Here is a 16,796-nt window from a genome sequence, read left to right as displayed (position 1 = left end):
GAACAGGAGGGATTAAGTGAAACAGAGAGTGTACCAATCACTAATTGAATTAACGAATGGCAAATGGTCTTCCCTAGCGATACAACGTTTTGCTAAATCACCAGTGAGTCGCAAAATTATTCCATCATATATACGTACATACCGAATACAAATGGGTGAGGTTTCACAATCTATTGAGGCGTTTCCAACATTACATGATTTTTTTATTCGAAAAATCGATTCTCAACATCGACCAATCGTCGAGGGTGAAATGATTGCCAGTAGTCCTGTAGATGCAAAAGTAGAATCTATCGGTTCCATAACGTCAACTGGAACATTTTTAGTGAAAGAAAAATCGTATACTCTAACTGATCTCCTCGGCAATGTTGAGCATGCCTCTAAATATATTGATGGCACATATATTGTGTTTTATTTGAGTCCTGCCGATTACCATCGCATTCATAGCCCGGTTGATGGTCATGTCAAACAACAAGTTACACTCGGGGAAAAATCATATCCAGTGAACCAAGCGGGATTAACTTATGGAAAAACACCAATTAGTGGGAATTATCGTCAAGTTACACATTTAGTATGTCCAAATACAAAAACTTGCGCTGTCGTAAGTGTGGGAGCAATGCTTGTCAATTCAATTCAAATGACAAACCTATCCCGAGACTGGAAAAAGGGTGAAGAAATAGGTTATTTCACATTTGGTTCGACTGTAGTTTTACTGTTTGAAAAAAATGCGTTTCACGTGGATTCATCTATTATTGCAGGAAGTCGAGTGCGAGTGGGTGAGAAAATCGGTAGTATGTTATAATCATTACAGAAAAAAGGTTGAACGGAGTGTGTCACGGTGTATAGAAAATTTTTACCAAATGAATTTGTGAAAAGTGTATTTGACATTTCACCAGAACGATTGCTCGAAAAAGGGATTCGTGGAATCATAACAGATTTAGACAATACACTTGTCGAATGGGACAGACCAGAGGCAACACCTAAATTGGTGATCTGGTTCAAAAGTATGAAAGATGCAGGGATTCAAGTAACAATTGTATCTAACAACAATGAACTACGAGTTAAATCTTTCGCAGATCCACTCGGAATTCCATTCATATATAGAGCCCGTAAACCAATGGGTAAAGCGTTTCTTAAAGCACTGCATACAATGGATGTAAAACGCGAAGAAGTGGTCGTGATAGGCGATCAACTATTAACGGATGTTGTTGGAGGTAATCGGATAAAATTGCATACCATTTTAGTATTACCTGTCGCTAAATCAGACGGTTTTTTCACCCGATTTAATCGATTGGTTGAACGACGAATTTTTAAAGCGTTAAAAAGAAAAGGATTTGTGACTTGGGAGGAAGAAGTTTGACAACTATACCAACTTGTATCGGATGCGGTACTCAAATACAAACATTAGATCCAAAAGAACCTGGATTTGCACCACCTTCAACATTAGAAAAAGAAGAAATGATTTGCCAACGTTGTTTCCGATTGAAAAATTACAATGAATTACAACCGGTTTCATTAACAGATGATGATTTCTTACGTATTTTAAATGGTCTTGGTAATGAACAAGGACTAATCGTTAAAATCGTCGATATTTTTGATTTCAATGGTAGCTGGTTACCTGGTTTACACCGCTTTGTTGGGAATAATCCAATTCTACTTATTGCCAATAAAGTAGATTTACTCCCGAAGTCAGTTAAGAAACATCGGGTTATCAAATGGTTACAACAAGAAGCTAAAAAACTCGGCTTAAAACCAGTCGAAGTCATGTTAGTTAGTGCTCATAAAGGCACAGGTATGGTTGAAGCAATGGAAGCAATAGATCGCCTTCGAGAAGGAAAGAATGCGTACGTAGTGGGTTGTACAAACGTTGGTAAGTCAACATTTATCAACCGTATCATCAAGCAAGTGACAGGTGAAAAAGAAGTGATTACAACTTCTCACTTCCCAGGAACCACACTTGATTTAATTGAAATTCCTTTAGATGATAACCAATCATTATATGATACGCCGGGGATTATTAATCACCATCAAATGGCGCATTACTTAGATTCATCTGAACTCAAATGGATTACTCCGAAGAATGAAATTAAACCTAAAATATTCCAGTTGAATGCTGGACAAACTTTATTTTTAGGTGGTTTAGCTCGATTTGATTTTATGCAAGGTGAGCGAGCATCATTTACTGTTCATATTTCAAATGAATTAAATATCCATCGTACAAAACTCGACAATGCGGATACCTTATATGCAGAACATTTAGGTGGAATGCTAGCACCACCTTCTGCTGAATTTAAAGATAAATTCCCAACTTTAGTACGTCACGAGTTTTCAATTAAAGCTGAGAAGACGGATATTGTGTTTTCAGGTTTAGGATGGATTACTGTCAATCAACCAAATGTGGTTATAGCAGCGTATGCGCCTAAAGGTGTGGAAATTCAAATACGTCCATCTCTTATCTAGGAGGCATCTGATTTTGAAAAAATGGTACGCAGTAATTGGTGATCCAATCTCTCATTCAATGTCACCAAGTATGCATAGTCAATGGTTTTCCGAATTAACAATTGATGCTACGTACATTCCAGTGCACGTCAAAAAAGAAAAACTAGCAGATGCAGTTGAATCATTAAAATCTCTCGGTGCAAGTGGCTGGAATGTAACCATTCCGCATAAAGAAGCCATTTTGCCATTTTTAGATCATATCGATTCCTCTGCCGAAATAATGGGCGCTGTGAATACAATAGTTGTTGAAGAGAATGGCACATTAACGGGGTACAATACAGATGGCAATGGTTTTGTAAACTCTTTAGAAGAAGCAATGGGGTCGAATCTGCAAGAACTACCGATTCTGATTATTGGTGCTGGTGGTGCTGCAAGAGGAATTGCATTCGCTTTAAAAGAAAGAGGATATGTGAATCTTGCATGTGCAAACCGCAGTTTTTCAAATGCACAACGGTTGATCGATGATTTGAAAAGTGGTCGTGCTTTATCTCTTGAACAGGCAGAGACTGAACTTGCAGACTTTCAAATTATCATTCAAACAACACCAGCGGGCATGATAACATCTAATGTTGATATGCCGTTGTCACTAAAAAATGTAACATCTTCAGCAATTGTTGCAGATATTGTGTATAATCCAATATTGACGCCATTTTTAGCTGAAGCAAAAGATCGAGGAGCACGTTGTTTAAATGGAGTGGGCATGTTTGTGCACCAAGGAGCATTGTCATTTCATAAGTGGACAAATCGCAAACCAGATACGAAGCAAACTATAGAGCAAGTCGAACAACTATTAGGAGGTCCACATGTTAACAGGTAAACAAAAACGTTTTTTACGAAGCGAAGCTCATCATTTATCAGCCCTTTTCCAAGTTGGTAAAGGTGGAGTAAATGAACATTTAATTAAACATATTGAAGAAGCTATCGAAACTCGTGAATTAATTAAAATCAGCATTTTGCAAAATTGTGAAGTTGATAAACAAGAAATCGCAGATCAATTAGCAAAAGAAACAAAATCATATTTAGTTCAATTGATTGGTTTAACGGTTGTATTATACAAACCATCTAAAAATAACAAAAAAATCGTCTTGCCTACAAAAGGCTGACGATGAAAAAGGTGTGCATTTTTGGAGGAACATTTAATCCGCCACATATTGGACATTTAATTATGGCAAATGAAGTGTATCATGCACTTGATTTTGATGAAATTCGATTTATGCCAAATGCAAAACCACCACATAAAGAAGTAGTTCAACTTGCTACAGGAGAGCAACGACTTCACATGTTGAAACTTGCGATTGAACCGTTCTCCTATTTTTCAGTAGAGCCAATTGAAATAGTGCGAGGTGGGTTGTCTTATTCGTTCGATACGATGATTGAATTGCAGAAACAAGAACCGCAAACACAATTCAGTTTTTTGATTGGTGCAGATATGATTGCCTATTTAAGTCAGTGGTACAAGATAGATGAGCTTGTGAAACAGTTCCAATTGATTGGTGTACGTCGTACAGGCTACGATGAAAAGTCGACATATCCTGTCACTTTAATCGAGGCACCATTAATTGATTTGTCTTCAACGATGTTAAGGAATCGTGTAAAAGATGGAAAAGATGTCACTTTGCTTATTCCTGAAAATGTACAATCCTATATTCGTGAGGAGAAATTGTATGAATAAAGACGAATTGTTAAATGCTATACGTACAAGAATGCCTGAAAAACGTTTTGTGCATACTTTAGGTGTAATGGAGACTGCCATTCAATTGGCTAAAATGTATGAAGTAGATGAAAAAGAAGCCGAACTTGCTGCTATTTTGCATGATGTAGTGAAATTTGCTGATCGAGACTGGTTGCAACAAACCATTATTGAACAACAAATGGAGCCTACACTTTTAACTTTTCATCATGAATTGTGGCACGCTCCAGTGGGTGCATATGTTGCCCAGCAGGAATTTGGTGTTACCAATCAAGATGTCTTAAATGCAATTTGCTACCATACTACTGGTCGTAAATACATGTCCAAACTTGAAAAAATCATTTATTGTGCTGATATGATTGAACCCAATCGCCAATTTCCAGGTGTCGATGAATTAAGACAGCATGTAGAACAAGGACTCGAATTATTAATGAAGGCTTGTGTAGTGCATTCCATTCAATTTTTAATACAAAAAAATCAACCGGTATATCCGGATTCCATTCATTGTTACAATGTTTTGGTTGCGAAAGGAAAATGACTGAATGACAGAACCAACTTTATTAGAAATAGCTTATAAAGCAGCAGATGACAAACGTGCAGAAGATATTATCGTATTAAATATGAAAGGTGTATCTTTGATTGCGGATTATTTTGTAATTTGCCATGCAAATTCTGATCGCCAAGTTCAATCAATTGCAAGAGAAATGGCAGACCAAGCGGGACAAGCTGGTTATGATGTAAAACGTTTAGAAGGTTTTGACGCGGCACGTTGGGTATTAGTAGATATGGGTGACGTTGTTGCACATGTATTCCATAAGGACGAGCGTCAATTTTATAACTTGGAACGTTTATGGGGAGATGCACCAATAATCGAAGTAGATTTACAAGCATAATGTCTAGCTATAAAGAGTTTGCATACATTTATGATGCTTTAATGACTGATATTCCTTATGATAACTATGTGCATAAGGTGGTTTCATCGATTGAAAATGTTAGAGGCAAATCTTTATTAGATATTGGCTGTGGAACCGGAGTCCTGTCTGCAAAATTTGCAGAGCAGGGTTTTCTTGTTCAAGCTGTAGATTTGTCAGAAGAAATGCTTGCGATGGCTTCTGATCGTTTTCAAAAAGAAGGATATAACATCCCGTTATTCCATTTGTCAATGACAGAGTTAGAAGGCTTTCACGATGTGGATGTAGCTATACTAGCTATTGATTCAATGAATTATCTGGAGGATGAAAATCAAGTTCTTCAAACACTTACAGGCGTCTATCAATCGTTAACATCAGGTGGTCAGTTATTCTTTGATGTTCATTCACTTTATAAAATGGATGAGTTATTTTTAGATGGACCATTTACATATGAAGATGAACAAATCGCCTATATTTGGCATACGGAAGAAGGAGAGCATCCGCATTCTGTTTATCATGATTTAACATTTTTTATGAAAAACAAAAATGGATCTTATGACCGTTTTGAAGAAAGTCATTTCCAACGTTCTTTTGAAATTGATATGTATGTTGACTGCTTACGTCAAGCAGGTTTTTCGCAAGTGAAAGTATCAGCAGACTGGACGAATGAATCTCCAAAGAACAAAAGTGAACGTGTTTTTTTCCATGCAACTAAGTAAATGTTGCATGGGATTTTTTTGTTTAGCTTTGTTAAATTAAATATTGCTGTTGATCTTCCGCAAAACAGCTACGCTTTCCTAAGGCGAGCGCCAAGACTCCTCAGGCCAACAGGATGTTGGTCACGAAGGCGTTGCCACACGATGTGGTGTTCTTAGGCTTCGTTCCTTTTCGCTTCTGTGGGGTCTCGACTGTCTCGCTATCCCTCAGGAAAGACATTGGCCGAACTTATTCGGTCAATGTCTTTGCGACGAGTAACCGCAGGAGCATATGGGTTTCTTCGCTGTTTTGCTCCATATAACTTCATAGCAAGCTATGTTATCAATTACTGTTCGTTTTGGTGATTGTAGTGCAAGACGGCGACTCCAGGGGGATAAGCATGTCCAGGTGAGACCCCCACAGTGAACGAGTTGCGCAAAAGTGTTTTGCACAATTCATTTGCGACGAAGCTAGCGAAGCGATGCAACGCACTTCTGTGTTTCGGAGCTAGCGCAGCGATGCAGAAACAGGAGCAGCGTTTTTTCACGCGAGCGAGGAGGCTTACGGACTGCCCGCGGAAAACGTCCGCCTGTAACGGAAATCAACAGTATAGTTAAATAGAAGAAAAACTTTCCAATTAAACGAATTTCGTTTATAGTATGGGTAGCTCTATAAGAATTGCTCCCTGTAGGAAAGGATGACCCAATCTGAATCCTGCATGGCTAAAAAAACATTCAACTAAACTCGCGCTTGGAAGTGCTGTAGTGATTTTGTTTGTTGCTTTGTTTAAACCATTTTCCCAAAATCCTGCCCCCCCAATTGCCGGTACGCTCGAAACGATCCAAAACCCCATCCCAAGTTCAATTCCAGCTGAAGAATCATCTGAAACAAAACCAATCGATAAAGAACTAAATGAAACTGTTGTCGTCGATGTAAAAGGCCAAGTTCATAATCCAGGTGTTTATTCATTGCCAACTGGCAGCCGTGTCCTAGACGCGCTTCAACTTGCAGGTGGCATACTACCCACTGCAGAAGAAAAGGCGTTGAATTTTGCTTCTAAATTAGTCGACGAAATGGTCATTTATGTTCCTTTAATTGGAGAAACTGAAGTGCCACTGACCATTGCAACTTCACCTAGTACTTCAGAATCCCAATCTTCACTCGTCAATATTAATACCTCAGATGAATCGACCTTGATGACCCTCTCAGGAATTGGTCCTTCTAAGGCTAAAGCTATTATTGCTTTCCGAGAAGAGAAGGGCCTATTTAAATCGATTGAAGATATTAAAGACGTAACAGGCATTGGTGATTCAACATTTGAAAACTTGAAAGATTTTATTTCGGTCAATTAAAATCACAATCAATTGACGTAAGAAACGTGTTCCTACTAAACTAAAGAAGAGTTTAAAATCAGGGGGCGTTTTTATGGAGCGAATAACATGGGATCAATTCTTTATGGCACAAAGCCATTTACTTGCACTTCGAAGCACTTGTACAAGGTTAGCAGTAGGCGCGACAATCGTTCGTGATAAACGAATAATGGCAGGGGGTTATAATGGTTCTATTTCAGGTGGAGACCATTGTATCGACCAAGGATGTTACGTAGTAGATCATCATTGTGTCCGCACGATTCATGCCGAAATGAATGCCTTACTTCAATGTTCAAAATATGGTATCTCAACGAATGAAGCGGATCTATATGTAACTCATTTTCCATGTTTGCCTTGTACGAAATCTATTATTCAATCGGGAATTCGACGTTTATACTACGCCGAAAACTATAAAAACAATGAATATGCGATTCAATTATTATCGCAAGCAAATATAGAAGTCGTCCATGTTCCTTTCGATGAACGAAAAATCGATTTCTTAAGCGATAAAAAAATTACTTTGTATTTAGATATGCTTCAAAAATTAAGAGAGAATGGAGTTTCTGCTGAGGAATTGGCTTCATACGAAGCGCAGGTGAAAGATCTATTTGGCAAAACTATTGGAACCATCGGTTAATTTATTTAGCAATTGCAGCAATCCTTTCAACAGCTGCAGCATTAGGTTCACTTTTTATTCTATTACTACACATAATCATTATCCTGTTGTTTATCTGGAAACGCTGGCCATTCGTATTTATTTTTAGTTATGTACTGACGGCTATTTTTTTCCTAATCTTTACTGAAGATAAGTTGACTCCTGTTCATTTCGTAGTCGAGCAGGACAGTATATTGAAATTGACTTCCACATACACCATTAATGGCTCGAAATTACGTGGGTTTGTCATTTCTGAAGACAAGGACAAATGGTATATCACATATACGTTTACTTCAGAAGAAGAGAAGATGATGTTTGAACAACAATCTTTAACCGGGACGAAGTTTAAATGGACTGGACAAGCTGCTGAAGTGCCTCTGCCAGCACATGACTATGCGTTTAGCATGAAGACGTATTTAACTAGTCACGGTGCAGCAGGAATGTTGTCTGCTTCATCCTTTCAAAAAATCGCTGATCCAAGTGGAGTATTTGGCTGGATTGCTGAAAGACGCTTTCAAATGGAAAAACAGATTGAAGCCTATTTTCCGCTTTCCCTTCAACCAGAAGCTAAATCCTTACTACTCGGCTTGCAAGATGATATGGATCCTCAACAAACACGCGCTTATCAAATACTCGGAATCACTCATTTATTTGCGATTTCAGGGTTGCATGTGGCGTTTTTAACATTCATTTTTTATCAATTGATGTTAAGACTCATGATCAGGAAAGAAATTGCGGTATGGTGTTTGCTAATTTGTTTACCTATTTATGCATGCTTAGTTGGTGGAGCACCATCCGTGTGGAGGGCAGTTGGAGTTGTTGAAATTCTGCTTCTATCTAAACAAATGAATCAACGACTATCTATCGAAGATGCATTTGGTCTAAGTTTAATAATTTTTATTTGCTTACAGCCGGGAGTTATCTTTCAAATTGGTTTCCAACTATCGTACTTAGCTGCCGCAGCGTTACTTTATTCATCTTCTTTTTTAAAATCTCAAACGACTGTTCTTAAACAATCTTTTTGGATTACATTTCTTTGCCAGATTGGGGTATTCCCAATACTTCTCTTCCATTTTTACGAAATATCATTATCCTCCTTTATCGTAAATTTAGTATTTGTGCCTTTATTTTCGTTCGTTATTTTACCCATCAATTTAGTATTGTTCCTTCTATCATTTGTCATGCCATTCCTTTTAGAGCCCCTATTTATGATTTACGAACCATTACGCTTGGGTTTGACAACGTTCATTTTAAAAATCGCGTCGATTCCTTATCAACTATGGAATCCAGGTAAACTGTCCTTATGGCAACTTATTATGGCATATATAGGTGTTGTATGTTCGTTCCTACTATTAGAACTTCGTCATTCATTGAGCAAACTTTTGCTCACTCTAGGATTACCAGTTCTTATAATACATGCAACACCATTTCTCGATACTTCCATAGAAGTCTCATTTATTAATGTAGGACAAGGCGATGCAACTGTTATCGAACTCCCACATCAGCAAGGTGTTATCCTGATTGATGCAGGGGGTTTACTACGGTTCGATCAACCTTTTTGGAAGCAAACTGACACGCCTTTTGAAATTGGTCGTGAAGTTATTGTGCCTTTTCTAAAAGGTCGAGGTATTCGTCGAATCGATACGTTTATTTGGACACATGCAGATAGTGATCATGTAGAAGGTGCAGAAGAAATATTAGAAGAAATAACAGTGGAAGAAATCCATGTAACACCAGGTGCGATACATTTACCAACTTTACAACTAGCCTTTCAAACAGCATTAAATAACAAGATTCCAATAAAAGAGCAAATAGCGGATTTTTCATGGCAAGTTGGCGATACACATCTTATGTATCTTTCTCCTCAAGATACGAACTATAAAGGAAACGATGATTCACTTGTCTTATTTATGAAGCACGGAATATTTACTGCTTTGTTTACTGGTGATTTAGAAAAAGATGGAGAAGAGGATATGCTAAGGAAGTATGAGGGGATGCGGAACATTGACATCTTAAAAGCAGGGCATCACGGAAGTAAAACGTCCAGCTCAGCCGAACTTATAAACAAAGTAAACCCTAAATTAACTATTTTTTCAGCTGGGAAAAACAATCGTTATGGCCATCCCCATAAAGAGATATTAGATAGGTTCAAAGAAAAGAAGTTACCTACATTGACAACTTCAGATGTAGGCTCTGTGCATATTCGTTTTCATAAAAAGGATATGACGATACGGACGACATTAGAAAAAGGCATAATAAAAAGAGACTTATCACAATGATGAGTCCCTTTAGGTAGTTGATTTCGCAATCAAAGAAAAACATCAGCTTGCGCTCAAAGAGGGAGCAAGCTGTGAATTTTTCTAATTACTTATGTTGTAATAAAGTCAATTACAGTCGCAATGGTGAAAATCGCTGCAAAGAAGACAAAAGATACAACGAAACCAATACCTGAGTCAACTACATCGTTACGTCTGGTTTGGACATTCTTTTCAAATTCGTTCATTGCTACCCCTCCTATATTCAAATTAATTATAAGTGATTACTTAGAAAAAATCCATAAACAACGAGTTTTTTTCCGGGATTTCAAAGGAAAGACACATTTTGTTCAAACCCCTGCTTAATAAGATTTAAGGTATACTATAATAGCATGTGTTATTAGGAGGTTTAATATGTTTTCAAAAGTATGGAAAAAGATTCAGCAAGGTGATTTCAGTCCAATTTATCTTCTTGTCGGAACAGAGCATTACTTCTTTGACGAAACGGTTCGTCGCATAAAAGAATCGCTCAATAAAGATGGAGAAACGGATGTTCTTTACTTTGATTTAGATGAAGTGCCGGTTCAACACGTAATTGAAGAAGCAGATACGATTCCATTTTTTACGGACAAAAAATTAATTATCGCGAAAAATGCCTCTTTTTTAAAAGCAACGGAAAAAGGGAAAGAAAAAATAGATCATGATTTAAAAGCATTCGAAAGTTGGGTGCAACATCCTTCTGAAACAGCGATTACTATTTTTATTGCTCCATATGAAAAACTGGACGAAAGAAAAAAAGTAACAAAACTGATGAAAGAAAAAGCACTATTACTCGTAGCTAAACCACTGGAAGGTAATGATTTAGTCGTGTGGGTTAAATCTACAGTCGGAAATGAACACAAAGTAATGACAGATGAAGCAATTGGCCGTTTAATTGATACCGTTGGCCAAGACCTTGTACAATTGCAATCAGAAATACATAAAATGGCTACCTATGTGGGTGAGCAACAAGAAATCACAAAAAGCGACGTTGAGTTGTTGATGACACGGACATTAGAACAAGATGCATTTCAGCTACTGAATGCTTACTTACGTGGAGACACCACTACTGCATTAATGGTTTACCATGATTTGTTACGACAAAAGGAAGAACCGATTATGTTAACAGCGTTGCTTGCTTCTCAAATACGGTTAATGTCTAATGTACGCTATTTACAAAAAAAGGGGTATCACGCTCAAGCTATCGCAAAACAATTAAAAGTAAATCCATATCGGGTGAAATTAATTGTCGAAAGTAGACAACAAGTGGGAGAAAATCGTTTACTAGAAGTTTTACACAGACTGGCTGGGGCAGATTTTCAATTAAAAACGAGTAGTGGCAGAAGAGAACGAATACTAGAATTATTTTTAATGAATAAATTATAAGATAAGGATTTGATTCGCTGGAAAGGCGAGTCAGATTCTTTTTTAATGAAGTTCTAGTGCGGGTGATGTAATTAGGAGGAAATTGGATAGTTGCGACGATAGCACAAGAAGTTACGCCAATACCACCAGAAGTTGAGACTATAGCGCTAAAAGGTACCAATTAAATAGCTAAAATCTATATTTTAACCAAAAAAAAAACCAGATTCGAATTTCGAACCCGGTTTTTCATTTAATTAAGCTTTTTTCATTAACTGTGACTTTTTACGAGCCGCAGTGTTTTTATGCATTAATCCTTTAGAAGCTGCTTTATCTACTTGCTTGATAGCAGTTAGGATAAGGTCTTTTGCGTTTTCTTCGTTGTTAAGAGAAGCATTTTCAGCTTTCTTAACTGCTGTACGCATTGTAGATTTTGTGTGAGAGTTTTGTGCGTGAGCAGAAGCATTCGTTTTTACACGTTTGATTGCAGATTTGATGTTAGGCATGTTCTTCACCTCCTAAAAAGTTATTCTTTCCGATACACTTCGTATCTCTTCGTCAGTTTCGCTCGTTCACATGCTCACGTACAAAAGTACGCTCCGCTGTTCCTCACTCACTTCCTCGACCTACTCGTGTCTCAAAAAGAATTTGAGAATGATAGATTCTCATGTTGAAAACTTTGCGCAATTAAATAGCGCTGTTTGCTTTAAGTATTAGATAATATTCTCAATACAACAAGCATTATAATATCAAATCAAAAGTTAAATTGCAATAGATTAACGCAAAGAATATTTACTTGACACCTTGGGCAAACTTTTCTTGAGGTGATAATAATGAGTAAATTAAATTTAATGCGGACAGATTTAATAGATGAAGCGACTGAAGTTGTTCAACATCGAACAGAAAAAGAGAAAGATACCTTGTACGAAACACCAGGAATCCAAATGAACGAAGATCGTAAAGGAAGGGTTCTCATTACGCATATTGAAACAGATGCGAATGGTGCTGAAACCATTGGAAAAAAAGAAGGAACGTATATTACGTTATCAGTTCCCACATTGACAGCAGAGGACTCCGACGGCTTTGAGCAATTAGAACAACAATTTATTTTATCGTTGCAAGATATCCACCATGAGTTAAAGTTATCGCCACAGTCAAAAATCCTGGTAATTGGTTTAGGGAATCGAACAATTACACCCGATGCAATTGGTCCCCTAGCCATCGATCGTTTCCATGAAGAAATGTTCTCTTTACCTTTTGAACACGGTCAAGTCGTTTTCTATGCACCTGGTGTAACAGGACAGACGGGTTTAGAAACGGGTGAATTTGTAAAAGCCATTTCTGATAAGGTGAAACCTGATTTAATACTCATCATTGATGCATTAGCTGCACGGAATCAAGATCGTCTATGTAAAACCATTCAACTCACGAATACCGGAATCCACCCAGGCTCAGGTGTTGGTAATGCACGTAATGAAATATCATTCGAATCTCTTGGCGTTCCAGTAACTGCAATTGGGGTTCCAATGGTAGTGGATGCTCCAGTACTTGTAGTGGAAGCAATCGAAACTGTATTTAAAGTTATCTCAAGCCAAATTGGAGCTGCGTCAAATCCATCATCAGCTCTCTCAGTAGGATCTTGGTTAAGAAGTACAGACGAGCCAGTAAACGTAGAAGCAATTAAACCTATTTTTGGTGAATGGACTTCGTGGTCATCTGAAGAAATTCGAGGTTTATTACAAGAAGTATTACCACCCCATCATCAACAATTATTTGTAACACCAAAAGAAACGGATACTTGGGTGATCAGACATGCTGAAGTGATTCAATCTGGTGTTACTAAATGGTTGCAAGACGATGTTTTTGGTTCTATCTCACCTTAATCCTACGTAAGTTGTAGGAGGAGGGGTGAATTATGCGCAAAACAATGCAGAAGGTCATGAGTTTCTATCTTTTTTTATTTTTACTACCAATATTGCTGATTAAACTCCCTATGCTCGCTTTTGGAGTAGATGCACCAAAGAAAGTTGAAACACAACCAGTAGCATACGCTGCAAATGTGACAAAAGAAATTTCAAACAATACCCCGGAAGAAATATCTGTGGAAACTGATGGAGACCCTATAAGAGTTTTGTTGTACTTCACACATATCCAGGAATCCTATCAGCCAATAGTAGAAAAAAAATATGGCTTAAAAGCCGTTAATTATCATCCTACTGCAAACATATCTAATGTAAGTGACCTTGTTGTTCAGCATTTTCAATTAAACGGGGATTCTGTTGATGTTTTGGAATTTGATAATATGAATAAAATGCAGATCTCTGGTGCTTATACGAAAATCAGACCTTATTTGCAGAAACAATTGGCTGAAAATCAATATGACGTACTGCTTGATCTTCATCGTGATTCCATCAAACGAGAAAAGACAACTATTAAGAGTGGTGGAACAACCTATGCTCGGTTGACATTTGTTGTAGGAGCCGAACATGTAAACTATAAAATGAATGAAGCCTTTTCCAAAGCAGTTTCAAATGAAGTAAATAGACTCGTTCCAACCATTTCCAAAGGAGTCTTGGCAAAAACTCATGATACTGGAAATGGCGTCTATAATCAGGATCTATCAAGTCACGCATTATTAGTGGAATTAGGTGGCATTGAAAATACAGAAGAGGAAATAAATCGGACTATTGCCATACTTGCAAAGGCGATTTCTGTCGTTTTTGAAAATAACACAGCAACCTAGTGAAGCGTGTTCACTGCTATAATTTTAAGCACTTTAACGTGCTTGAAAACCTATATATATCAACGGTTTGAGGGGGTGGGGCTATTCATTAGCCCCAATTTTAGCCCCACTTTGCAAACTCCGACTAAATAATGCAACGGATTCTGTTTCCAGTTCCTTCAAAACATGACCATAGATTTTATAAATCATTTCCACGGTATTTCCTAAACGTTTGGCTATGACTTTCACGTTGTGACCGCTGTTTAACAAGAAAGTACAATGGGTGTGTCTTAAACCATGAATTGTTATGTTTTGCAAATTGGTTCTTTCTTTAATTTTATTAAAGTTGTAAAGTGAGCTACTACTCGATATAGGTTCCCCTGAATCCTCATTAATAAATACATACGTTTCATCTTCTAATTTTTTACCTTCTGAAAACAACACTTGTTTACACCATTTCTTATAGGTTTCTAATTGATTAATAACGACTTCATCGACTAATATTGTTCTATAGCTGTTTTTCGTCTTGGGAGAGCGTATACTTTTCTCGTCCCTAGTACGTTCCACAGTGATCGTATTGTTTTTGAAGTCAATATTTTTCCATTGTAAGCCTATAGATTCACCACGCCGTATCCCTGTATAGGCTATCGTTAGAAAAAGAGAATAAAATGTAATGTGCTCATGCTTTTTAGCATCGTCCAAGAATGTACGTAATTCGGATGGTGTTAAAAAGTTTTCTTTTTCTTCGTGCTGGATTTCGTTATTTGTGGCTACAGTTATTTTTGTGAAGCGATTACGTTGAAGTATTTCTTCCTCAACTGCAGCGTTAATAGCAATTTTAAAAGTGTTATGCCATAAACGTATCGTATTTGGGTTGTATTTGCCTTCTAAGACGTTTAAAAATTCTCGTTGATAAATGAGTCTATCTATTGTTTGAAGCTTATATCGACCCAGTAGGGGCTTTAAATGCAGTCTTATTACATGTTCCCTCTGAATACGTGTACTAATTTTCCACTTCATTTCATTGGAGTTGTACCATACGTCAAGCCATTGACCGACCGTCATTAGTTCATGTTTAACTTCTTTATATCGACCACTCATCGTTGCAGCCTTCACTTCTAGGAGTGATTTAAGGGCTGCTTTTTCTGTTTTAAATCCACTTTTCTTCTTCTCTTTCCGCTTTCCAGTCGAATCATAATACTTATGACGAAACATCCACAGTTTATTTTCATTCGCATTGAAATAAAAATAAATCTCAGGTTCTTTACCGGATTTGTGTAACTTCAACTTACTCAATTCCTTCCATAGCTATGGCGGCGTATGCACAGGAATAGGTAAGTGATAAGTTTACTTATTCATCTTCATTAGTATCAATATCATATTCATGGTTCAAAATGTAAAAACTTTCTCCACTTGCAATTCTTTTTTCGTTATCAACATGTTTTCTTTTTAATTTCTTCATATTCTTTTTCTATTTCTTCATCTGATGGATAATTTTTTTCTTTCCCACCATATAGAGCAATTAACATTTTTATGTCTTCATTGGTTAGTTTGTGGTCACTGATATAAAAATTTCTACGACTATCGGTTAAAAAATCTTCTAAACGCACATGTATTTTTTCTTGATATTGCTTTATATTCCAATGTTTTTTTTGCCACTTAGTTTCAGCTACTTCATATGCTGCAACTTCTTCGCGTGTAAGTTCACTAAAAGGATTTCCTGATAAAAGATATTCTGTAGAAATATTACCTAGTTCCGCAATTCTCAGAAGACGTTCATTATTCGGTACTGTTAGACCCTTTTCCCATTTTGACACAACGCTTTTATTTGCATCTAGAACCAGCTTGCCAAATTCCTCCATTGTCATTCCCATTTTAATTCTTATCATTTTGATTCTTTCATTTAAACCTTTTCCAATAGTACTCAACATATGGCCTCCCTTTAATAACTAAATTAATAATACTACAAGTATCATAAAGTGTCATTATTTCGTTGACAGTATCATTATGTATCATATATCATAAAAGTATCACAAAGTATCACGATATAAAGGAGGTAAAAAAGATGAAAAAAATCACACTAACTGTTCGTGAGGTTTCTGAATTATTAGGCCTATCCTTAACAACTGTATACTCTATGGTTCAAATGAGTGAAATTCCACATGCTCGATTGAAAGGGAAGATTCTTTTTCACCGTCCAACAATTGAAACATGGTTGATTAGTGGGGCTAAGAAAGAGGTTGAAAAGGTAGAAGAGTAATCCTACTTAACGATTGGAGGTGGCGAATTAATGATTCCGGGACAGGTGCATGTGCAGCTTGATGAAAAAGCAATTAGAAATTACATCCAGCAACAAATAGATCAACAGATACACGATACATTGTTGATGGTTGACCTTGAAAAGCTAGTCGTTATTACTTCAATGAGTAAACGATTCTTAGAAGATGAGATTCTTTCAGATCCACGTATGCGACTTATCGAAAGAAGGAAGGCAAGAAAACGTTGGTGGTTGTATAAGCCGGCTATAGAAGTAATTCAAGAAATTACTGAAAATTGGTAATAAATTAAGCGCTATGGCGGCGTATGTACAGGAAAAATAA

21 protein-coding genes are annotated in these 16,796 nt (G+C 37.0%); 17 read left to right on the top strand and 4 right to left on the bottom strand.

The features are described 5' to 3' along the window. Window positions 1-16: 16 nt before the first annotated feature. From C8K15_RS10540 to C8K15_RS10485, 12 genes are all read left to right on the top strand, one after another. Window positions 17-799, top strand: coding sequence for a phosphatidylserine decarboxylase (locus C8K15_RS10540; protein WP_108586371.1), 783 nt, complete (start codon window positions 17-19; stop codon window positions 797-799). 36 nt (window positions 800-835) lie between these two features. Next, window positions 836-1,357 (top strand): YqeG family HAD IIIA-type phosphatase, encoded by a 522-nt coding sequence (locus C8K15_RS10535; protein WP_108586370.1) that lies wholly within the window; start codon window positions 836-838, stop codon window positions 1,355-1,357. Then, window positions 1,354-2,457 (top strand): ribosome biogenesis GTPase YqeH, encoded by a 1,104-nt coding sequence (yqeH, locus tag C8K15_RS10530; protein WP_108586369.1) that lies wholly within the window; start codon window positions 1,354-1,356, stop codon window positions 2,455-2,457. Before C8K15_RS10535 ends, yqeH begins: the two co-directional genes overlap by 4 nt. Window positions 2,458-2,470: 13 nt before the next feature. Further along, window positions 2,471-3,313: a shikimate dehydrogenase gene (aroE, locus tag C8K15_RS10525; protein WP_108586368.1), complete on the top strand. Its 843-nt coding sequence runs from the start codon at window positions 2,471-2,473 to the stop codon at window positions 3,311-3,313. After that, window positions 3,300-3,599 (top strand): ribosome assembly RNA-binding protein YhbY, encoded by a 300-nt coding sequence (yhbY, locus tag C8K15_RS10520; protein WP_108586367.1) that lies wholly within the window; start codon window positions 3,300-3,302, stop codon window positions 3,597-3,599. Before aroE ends, yhbY begins: the two co-directional genes overlap by 14 nt. A 2-nt stretch (window positions 3,600-3,601) precedes the next feature. Further along, a complete protein-coding gene (locus C8K15_RS10515; protein WP_108586366.1) occupies window positions 3,602-4,168 on the top strand; it encodes a nicotinate-nucleotide adenylyltransferase in 567 nt (188 codons plus the stop codon). After that, complete coding sequence (gene yqeK, locus C8K15_RS10510; protein WP_108586365.1) at window positions 4,161-4,724, top strand: bis(5'-nucleosyl)-tetraphosphatase (symmetrical) YqeK; 564 nt, start codon at window positions 4,161-4,163, stop codon at window positions 4,722-4,724. The genes C8K15_RS10515 and yqeK overlap by 8 nt, the downstream gene beginning before the upstream one ends. Window positions 4,725-4,728: 4 nt before the next feature. Next, window positions 4,729-5,079 (top strand): ribosome silencing factor, encoded by a 351-nt coding sequence (rsfS, locus tag C8K15_RS10505; RefSeq protein ID WP_108586364.1) that lies wholly within the window; start codon window positions 4,729-4,731, stop codon window positions 5,077-5,079. Further along, window positions 5,079-5,816 (top strand): class I SAM-dependent DNA methyltransferase, encoded by a 738-nt coding sequence (locus C8K15_RS10500; protein ID WP_108586363.1) that lies wholly within the window; start codon window positions 5,079-5,081, stop codon window positions 5,814-5,816. The genes rsfS and C8K15_RS10500 overlap by 1 nt, the downstream gene beginning before the upstream one ends. 759 nt (window positions 5,817-6,575) lie before the next feature. Next, window positions 6,576-7,145, top strand: a complete 570-nt coding sequence (locus tag C8K15_RS10495; protein WP_233260441.1) for a helix-hairpin-helix domain-containing protein — start codon at window positions 6,576-6,578, stop codon at window positions 7,143-7,145. Between the two features lie 73 nt (window positions 7,146-7,218). Then, window positions 7,219-7,800: a ComE operon protein 2 gene (locus C8K15_RS10490; protein WP_108586362.1), complete on the top strand. Its 582-nt coding sequence runs from the start codon at window positions 7,219-7,221 to the stop codon at window positions 7,798-7,800. 86 nt (window positions 7,801-7,886) lie between these two features. Further along, on the top strand, window positions 7,887-10,097 hold the full coding sequence (locus C8K15_RS10485; protein ID WP_233260440.1) for a DNA internalization-related competence protein ComEC/Rec2: 2,211 nt from the start codon (window positions 7,887-7,889) through the stop codon (window positions 10,095-10,097). Window positions 10,098-10,186: 89 nt separating this feature from the next. Here C8K15_RS10485 and C8K15_RS10480 read toward each other — a convergent pair whose 3' ends face one another. After that, a complete protein-coding gene (locus tag C8K15_RS10480; RefSeq protein ID WP_108586360.1) occupies window positions 10,187-10,321 on the bottom strand; it encodes a YqzM family protein in 135 nt (44 codons plus the stop codon). 166 nt (window positions 10,322-10,487) lie between these two features. On the opposite strand from C8K15_RS10480, the gene holA reads away from it, so the two are divergent. After that, complete coding sequence (gene holA / locus C8K15_RS10475) at window positions 10,488-11,498, top strand: DNA polymerase III subunit delta (protein ID WP_108586359.1); 1,011 nt, start codon at window positions 10,488-10,490, stop codon at window positions 11,496-11,498. A gap of 233 nt (window positions 11,499-11,731) precedes the next feature. On the opposite strand, the gene rpsT is transcribed toward holA, so the two are convergent. After that, window positions 11,732-11,980, bottom strand: a complete 249-nt coding sequence (rpsT, locus tag C8K15_RS10470) for a 30S ribosomal protein S20 (protein ID WP_024534454.1) — start codon at window positions 11,978-11,980, stop codon at window positions 11,732-11,734. A 327-nt stretch (window positions 11,981-12,307) separates the two neighbouring features. Between rpsT and gpr the strand changes: the two genes are divergently transcribed. Both gpr and spoIIP read left to right on the top strand, forming a co-directional pair. Then, window positions 12,308-13,357 carry a GPR endopeptidase gene (gpr, locus tag C8K15_RS10465; RefSeq protein WP_108586358.1) on the top strand — a complete coding sequence of 350 codons (1,050 nt, stop codon included), beginning with the start codon at window positions 12,308-12,310 and terminating at the stop codon, window positions 13,355-13,357. A 32-nt stretch (window positions 13,358-13,389) separates the two neighbouring features. Next, window positions 13,390-14,217, top strand: coding sequence for a stage II sporulation protein P (gene spoIIP / locus C8K15_RS10460; RefSeq protein WP_108586357.1), 828 nt, complete (start codon window positions 13,390-13,392; stop codon window positions 14,215-14,217). An 81-nt stretch (window positions 14,218-14,298) separates the two neighbouring features. Here the strand turns inward: spoIIP and C8K15_RS10455 are convergent, their stop codons facing one another. Both C8K15_RS10455 and C8K15_RS10450 read right to left on the bottom strand, forming a co-directional pair. After that, window positions 14,299-15,483, bottom strand: coding sequence for a site-specific integrase (locus tag C8K15_RS10455; protein ID WP_233260439.1), 1,185 nt, complete (start codon window positions 15,481-15,483; stop codon window positions 14,299-14,301). A 146-nt stretch (window positions 15,484-15,629) separates the two neighbouring features. Next, on the bottom strand, window positions 15,630-16,124 hold the full coding sequence (locus C8K15_RS10450; RefSeq protein ID WP_233260438.1) for a helix-turn-helix domain-containing protein: 495 nt from the start codon (window positions 16,122-16,124) through the stop codon (window positions 15,630-15,632). Window positions 16,125-16,261: 137 nt separating this feature from the next. Here C8K15_RS10450 and C8K15_RS10445 point away from each other — a divergent pair, with 137 nt between their 5' ends. Together C8K15_RS10445 and C8K15_RS10440 are read left to right on the top strand one after the other, a co-directional pair. After that, a complete protein-coding gene (locus C8K15_RS10445) occupies window positions 16,262-16,456 on the top strand; it encodes a helix-turn-helix domain-containing protein (protein WP_108586355.1) in 195 nt (64 codons plus the stop codon). Window positions 16,457-16,486: 30 nt separating this feature from the next. Continuing rightward, window positions 16,487-16,756 carry a hypothetical protein gene (locus tag C8K15_RS10440; RefSeq protein WP_108586354.1) on the top strand — a complete coding sequence of 90 codons (270 nt, stop codon included), beginning with the start codon at window positions 16,487-16,489 and terminating at the stop codon, window positions 16,754-16,756. Window positions 16,757-16,796: the final 40 nt, after the last annotated feature.

Source organism: Paenisporosarcina sp. OV554, from assembly GCF_003058165.1.
Taxonomy (GTDB): Bacteria; Bacillota; Bacilli; order Bacillales_A; family Planococcaceae; genus Paenisporosarcina.
Note: the sequence above shows the minus strand (reverse complement) of the source record. Positions and strands in the feature narration are given on the sequence as shown.

Excerpts from the sequence above, each read along its gene's own strand:
- yhbY (WP_108586367.1), top strand. The coding sequence starts at position 3,300 with ATGTTAACAGGTAAACAAAAACGTTTTTTACGAAGCGAAGCTCATCAT.
- C8K15_RS10515 (WP_108586366.1), top strand. The coding sequence starts at position 3,602 with ATGAAAAAGGTGTGCATTTTTGGAGGAACATTTAATCCGCCACATATT.
- yqeK (WP_108586365.1), top strand. The coding sequence starts at position 4,161 with ATGAATAAAGACGAATTGTTAAATGCTATACGTACAAGAATGCCTGAA.
- rsfS (WP_108586364.1), top strand. The coding sequence starts at position 4,729 with ATGACAGAACCAACTTTATTAGAAATAGCTTATAAAGCAGCAGATGAC.
- C8K15_RS10500 (WP_108586363.1), top strand. The coding sequence starts at position 5,079 with ATGTCTAGCTATAAAGAGTTTGCATACATTTATGATGCTTTAATGACT.
- C8K15_RS10490 (WP_108586362.1), top strand. The coding sequence starts at position 7,219 with ATGGAGCGAATAACATGGGATCAATTCTTTATGGCACAAAGCCATTTA.
- C8K15_RS10480 (WP_108586360.1), bottom strand. The coding sequence starts at position 10,321 with ATGAACGAATTTGAAAAGAATGTCCAAACCAGACGTAACGATGTAGTT.
- holA (WP_108586359.1), top strand. The coding sequence starts at position 10,488 with ATGTTTTCAAAAGTATGGAAAAAGATTCAGCAAGGTGATTTCAGTCCA.
- rpsT (WP_024534454.1), bottom strand. The coding sequence starts at position 11,980 with ATGCCTAACATCAAATCTGCAATCAAACGTGTAAAAACGAATGCTTCT.
- gpr (WP_108586358.1), top strand. The coding sequence starts at position 12,308 with ATGAGTAAATTAAATTTAATGCGGACAGATTTAATAGATGAAGCGACT.
- spoIIP (WP_108586357.1), top strand. The coding sequence starts at position 13,390 with ATGCGCAAAACAATGCAGAAGGTCATGAGTTTCTATCTTTTTTTATTT.
- C8K15_RS10445 (WP_108586355.1), top strand. The coding sequence starts at position 16,262 with ATGAAAAAAATCACACTAACTGTTCGTGAGGTTTCTGAATTATTAGGC.
- C8K15_RS10440 (WP_108586354.1), top strand. The coding sequence starts at position 16,487 with ATGATTCCGGGACAGGTGCATGTGCAGCTTGATGAAAAAGCAATTAGA.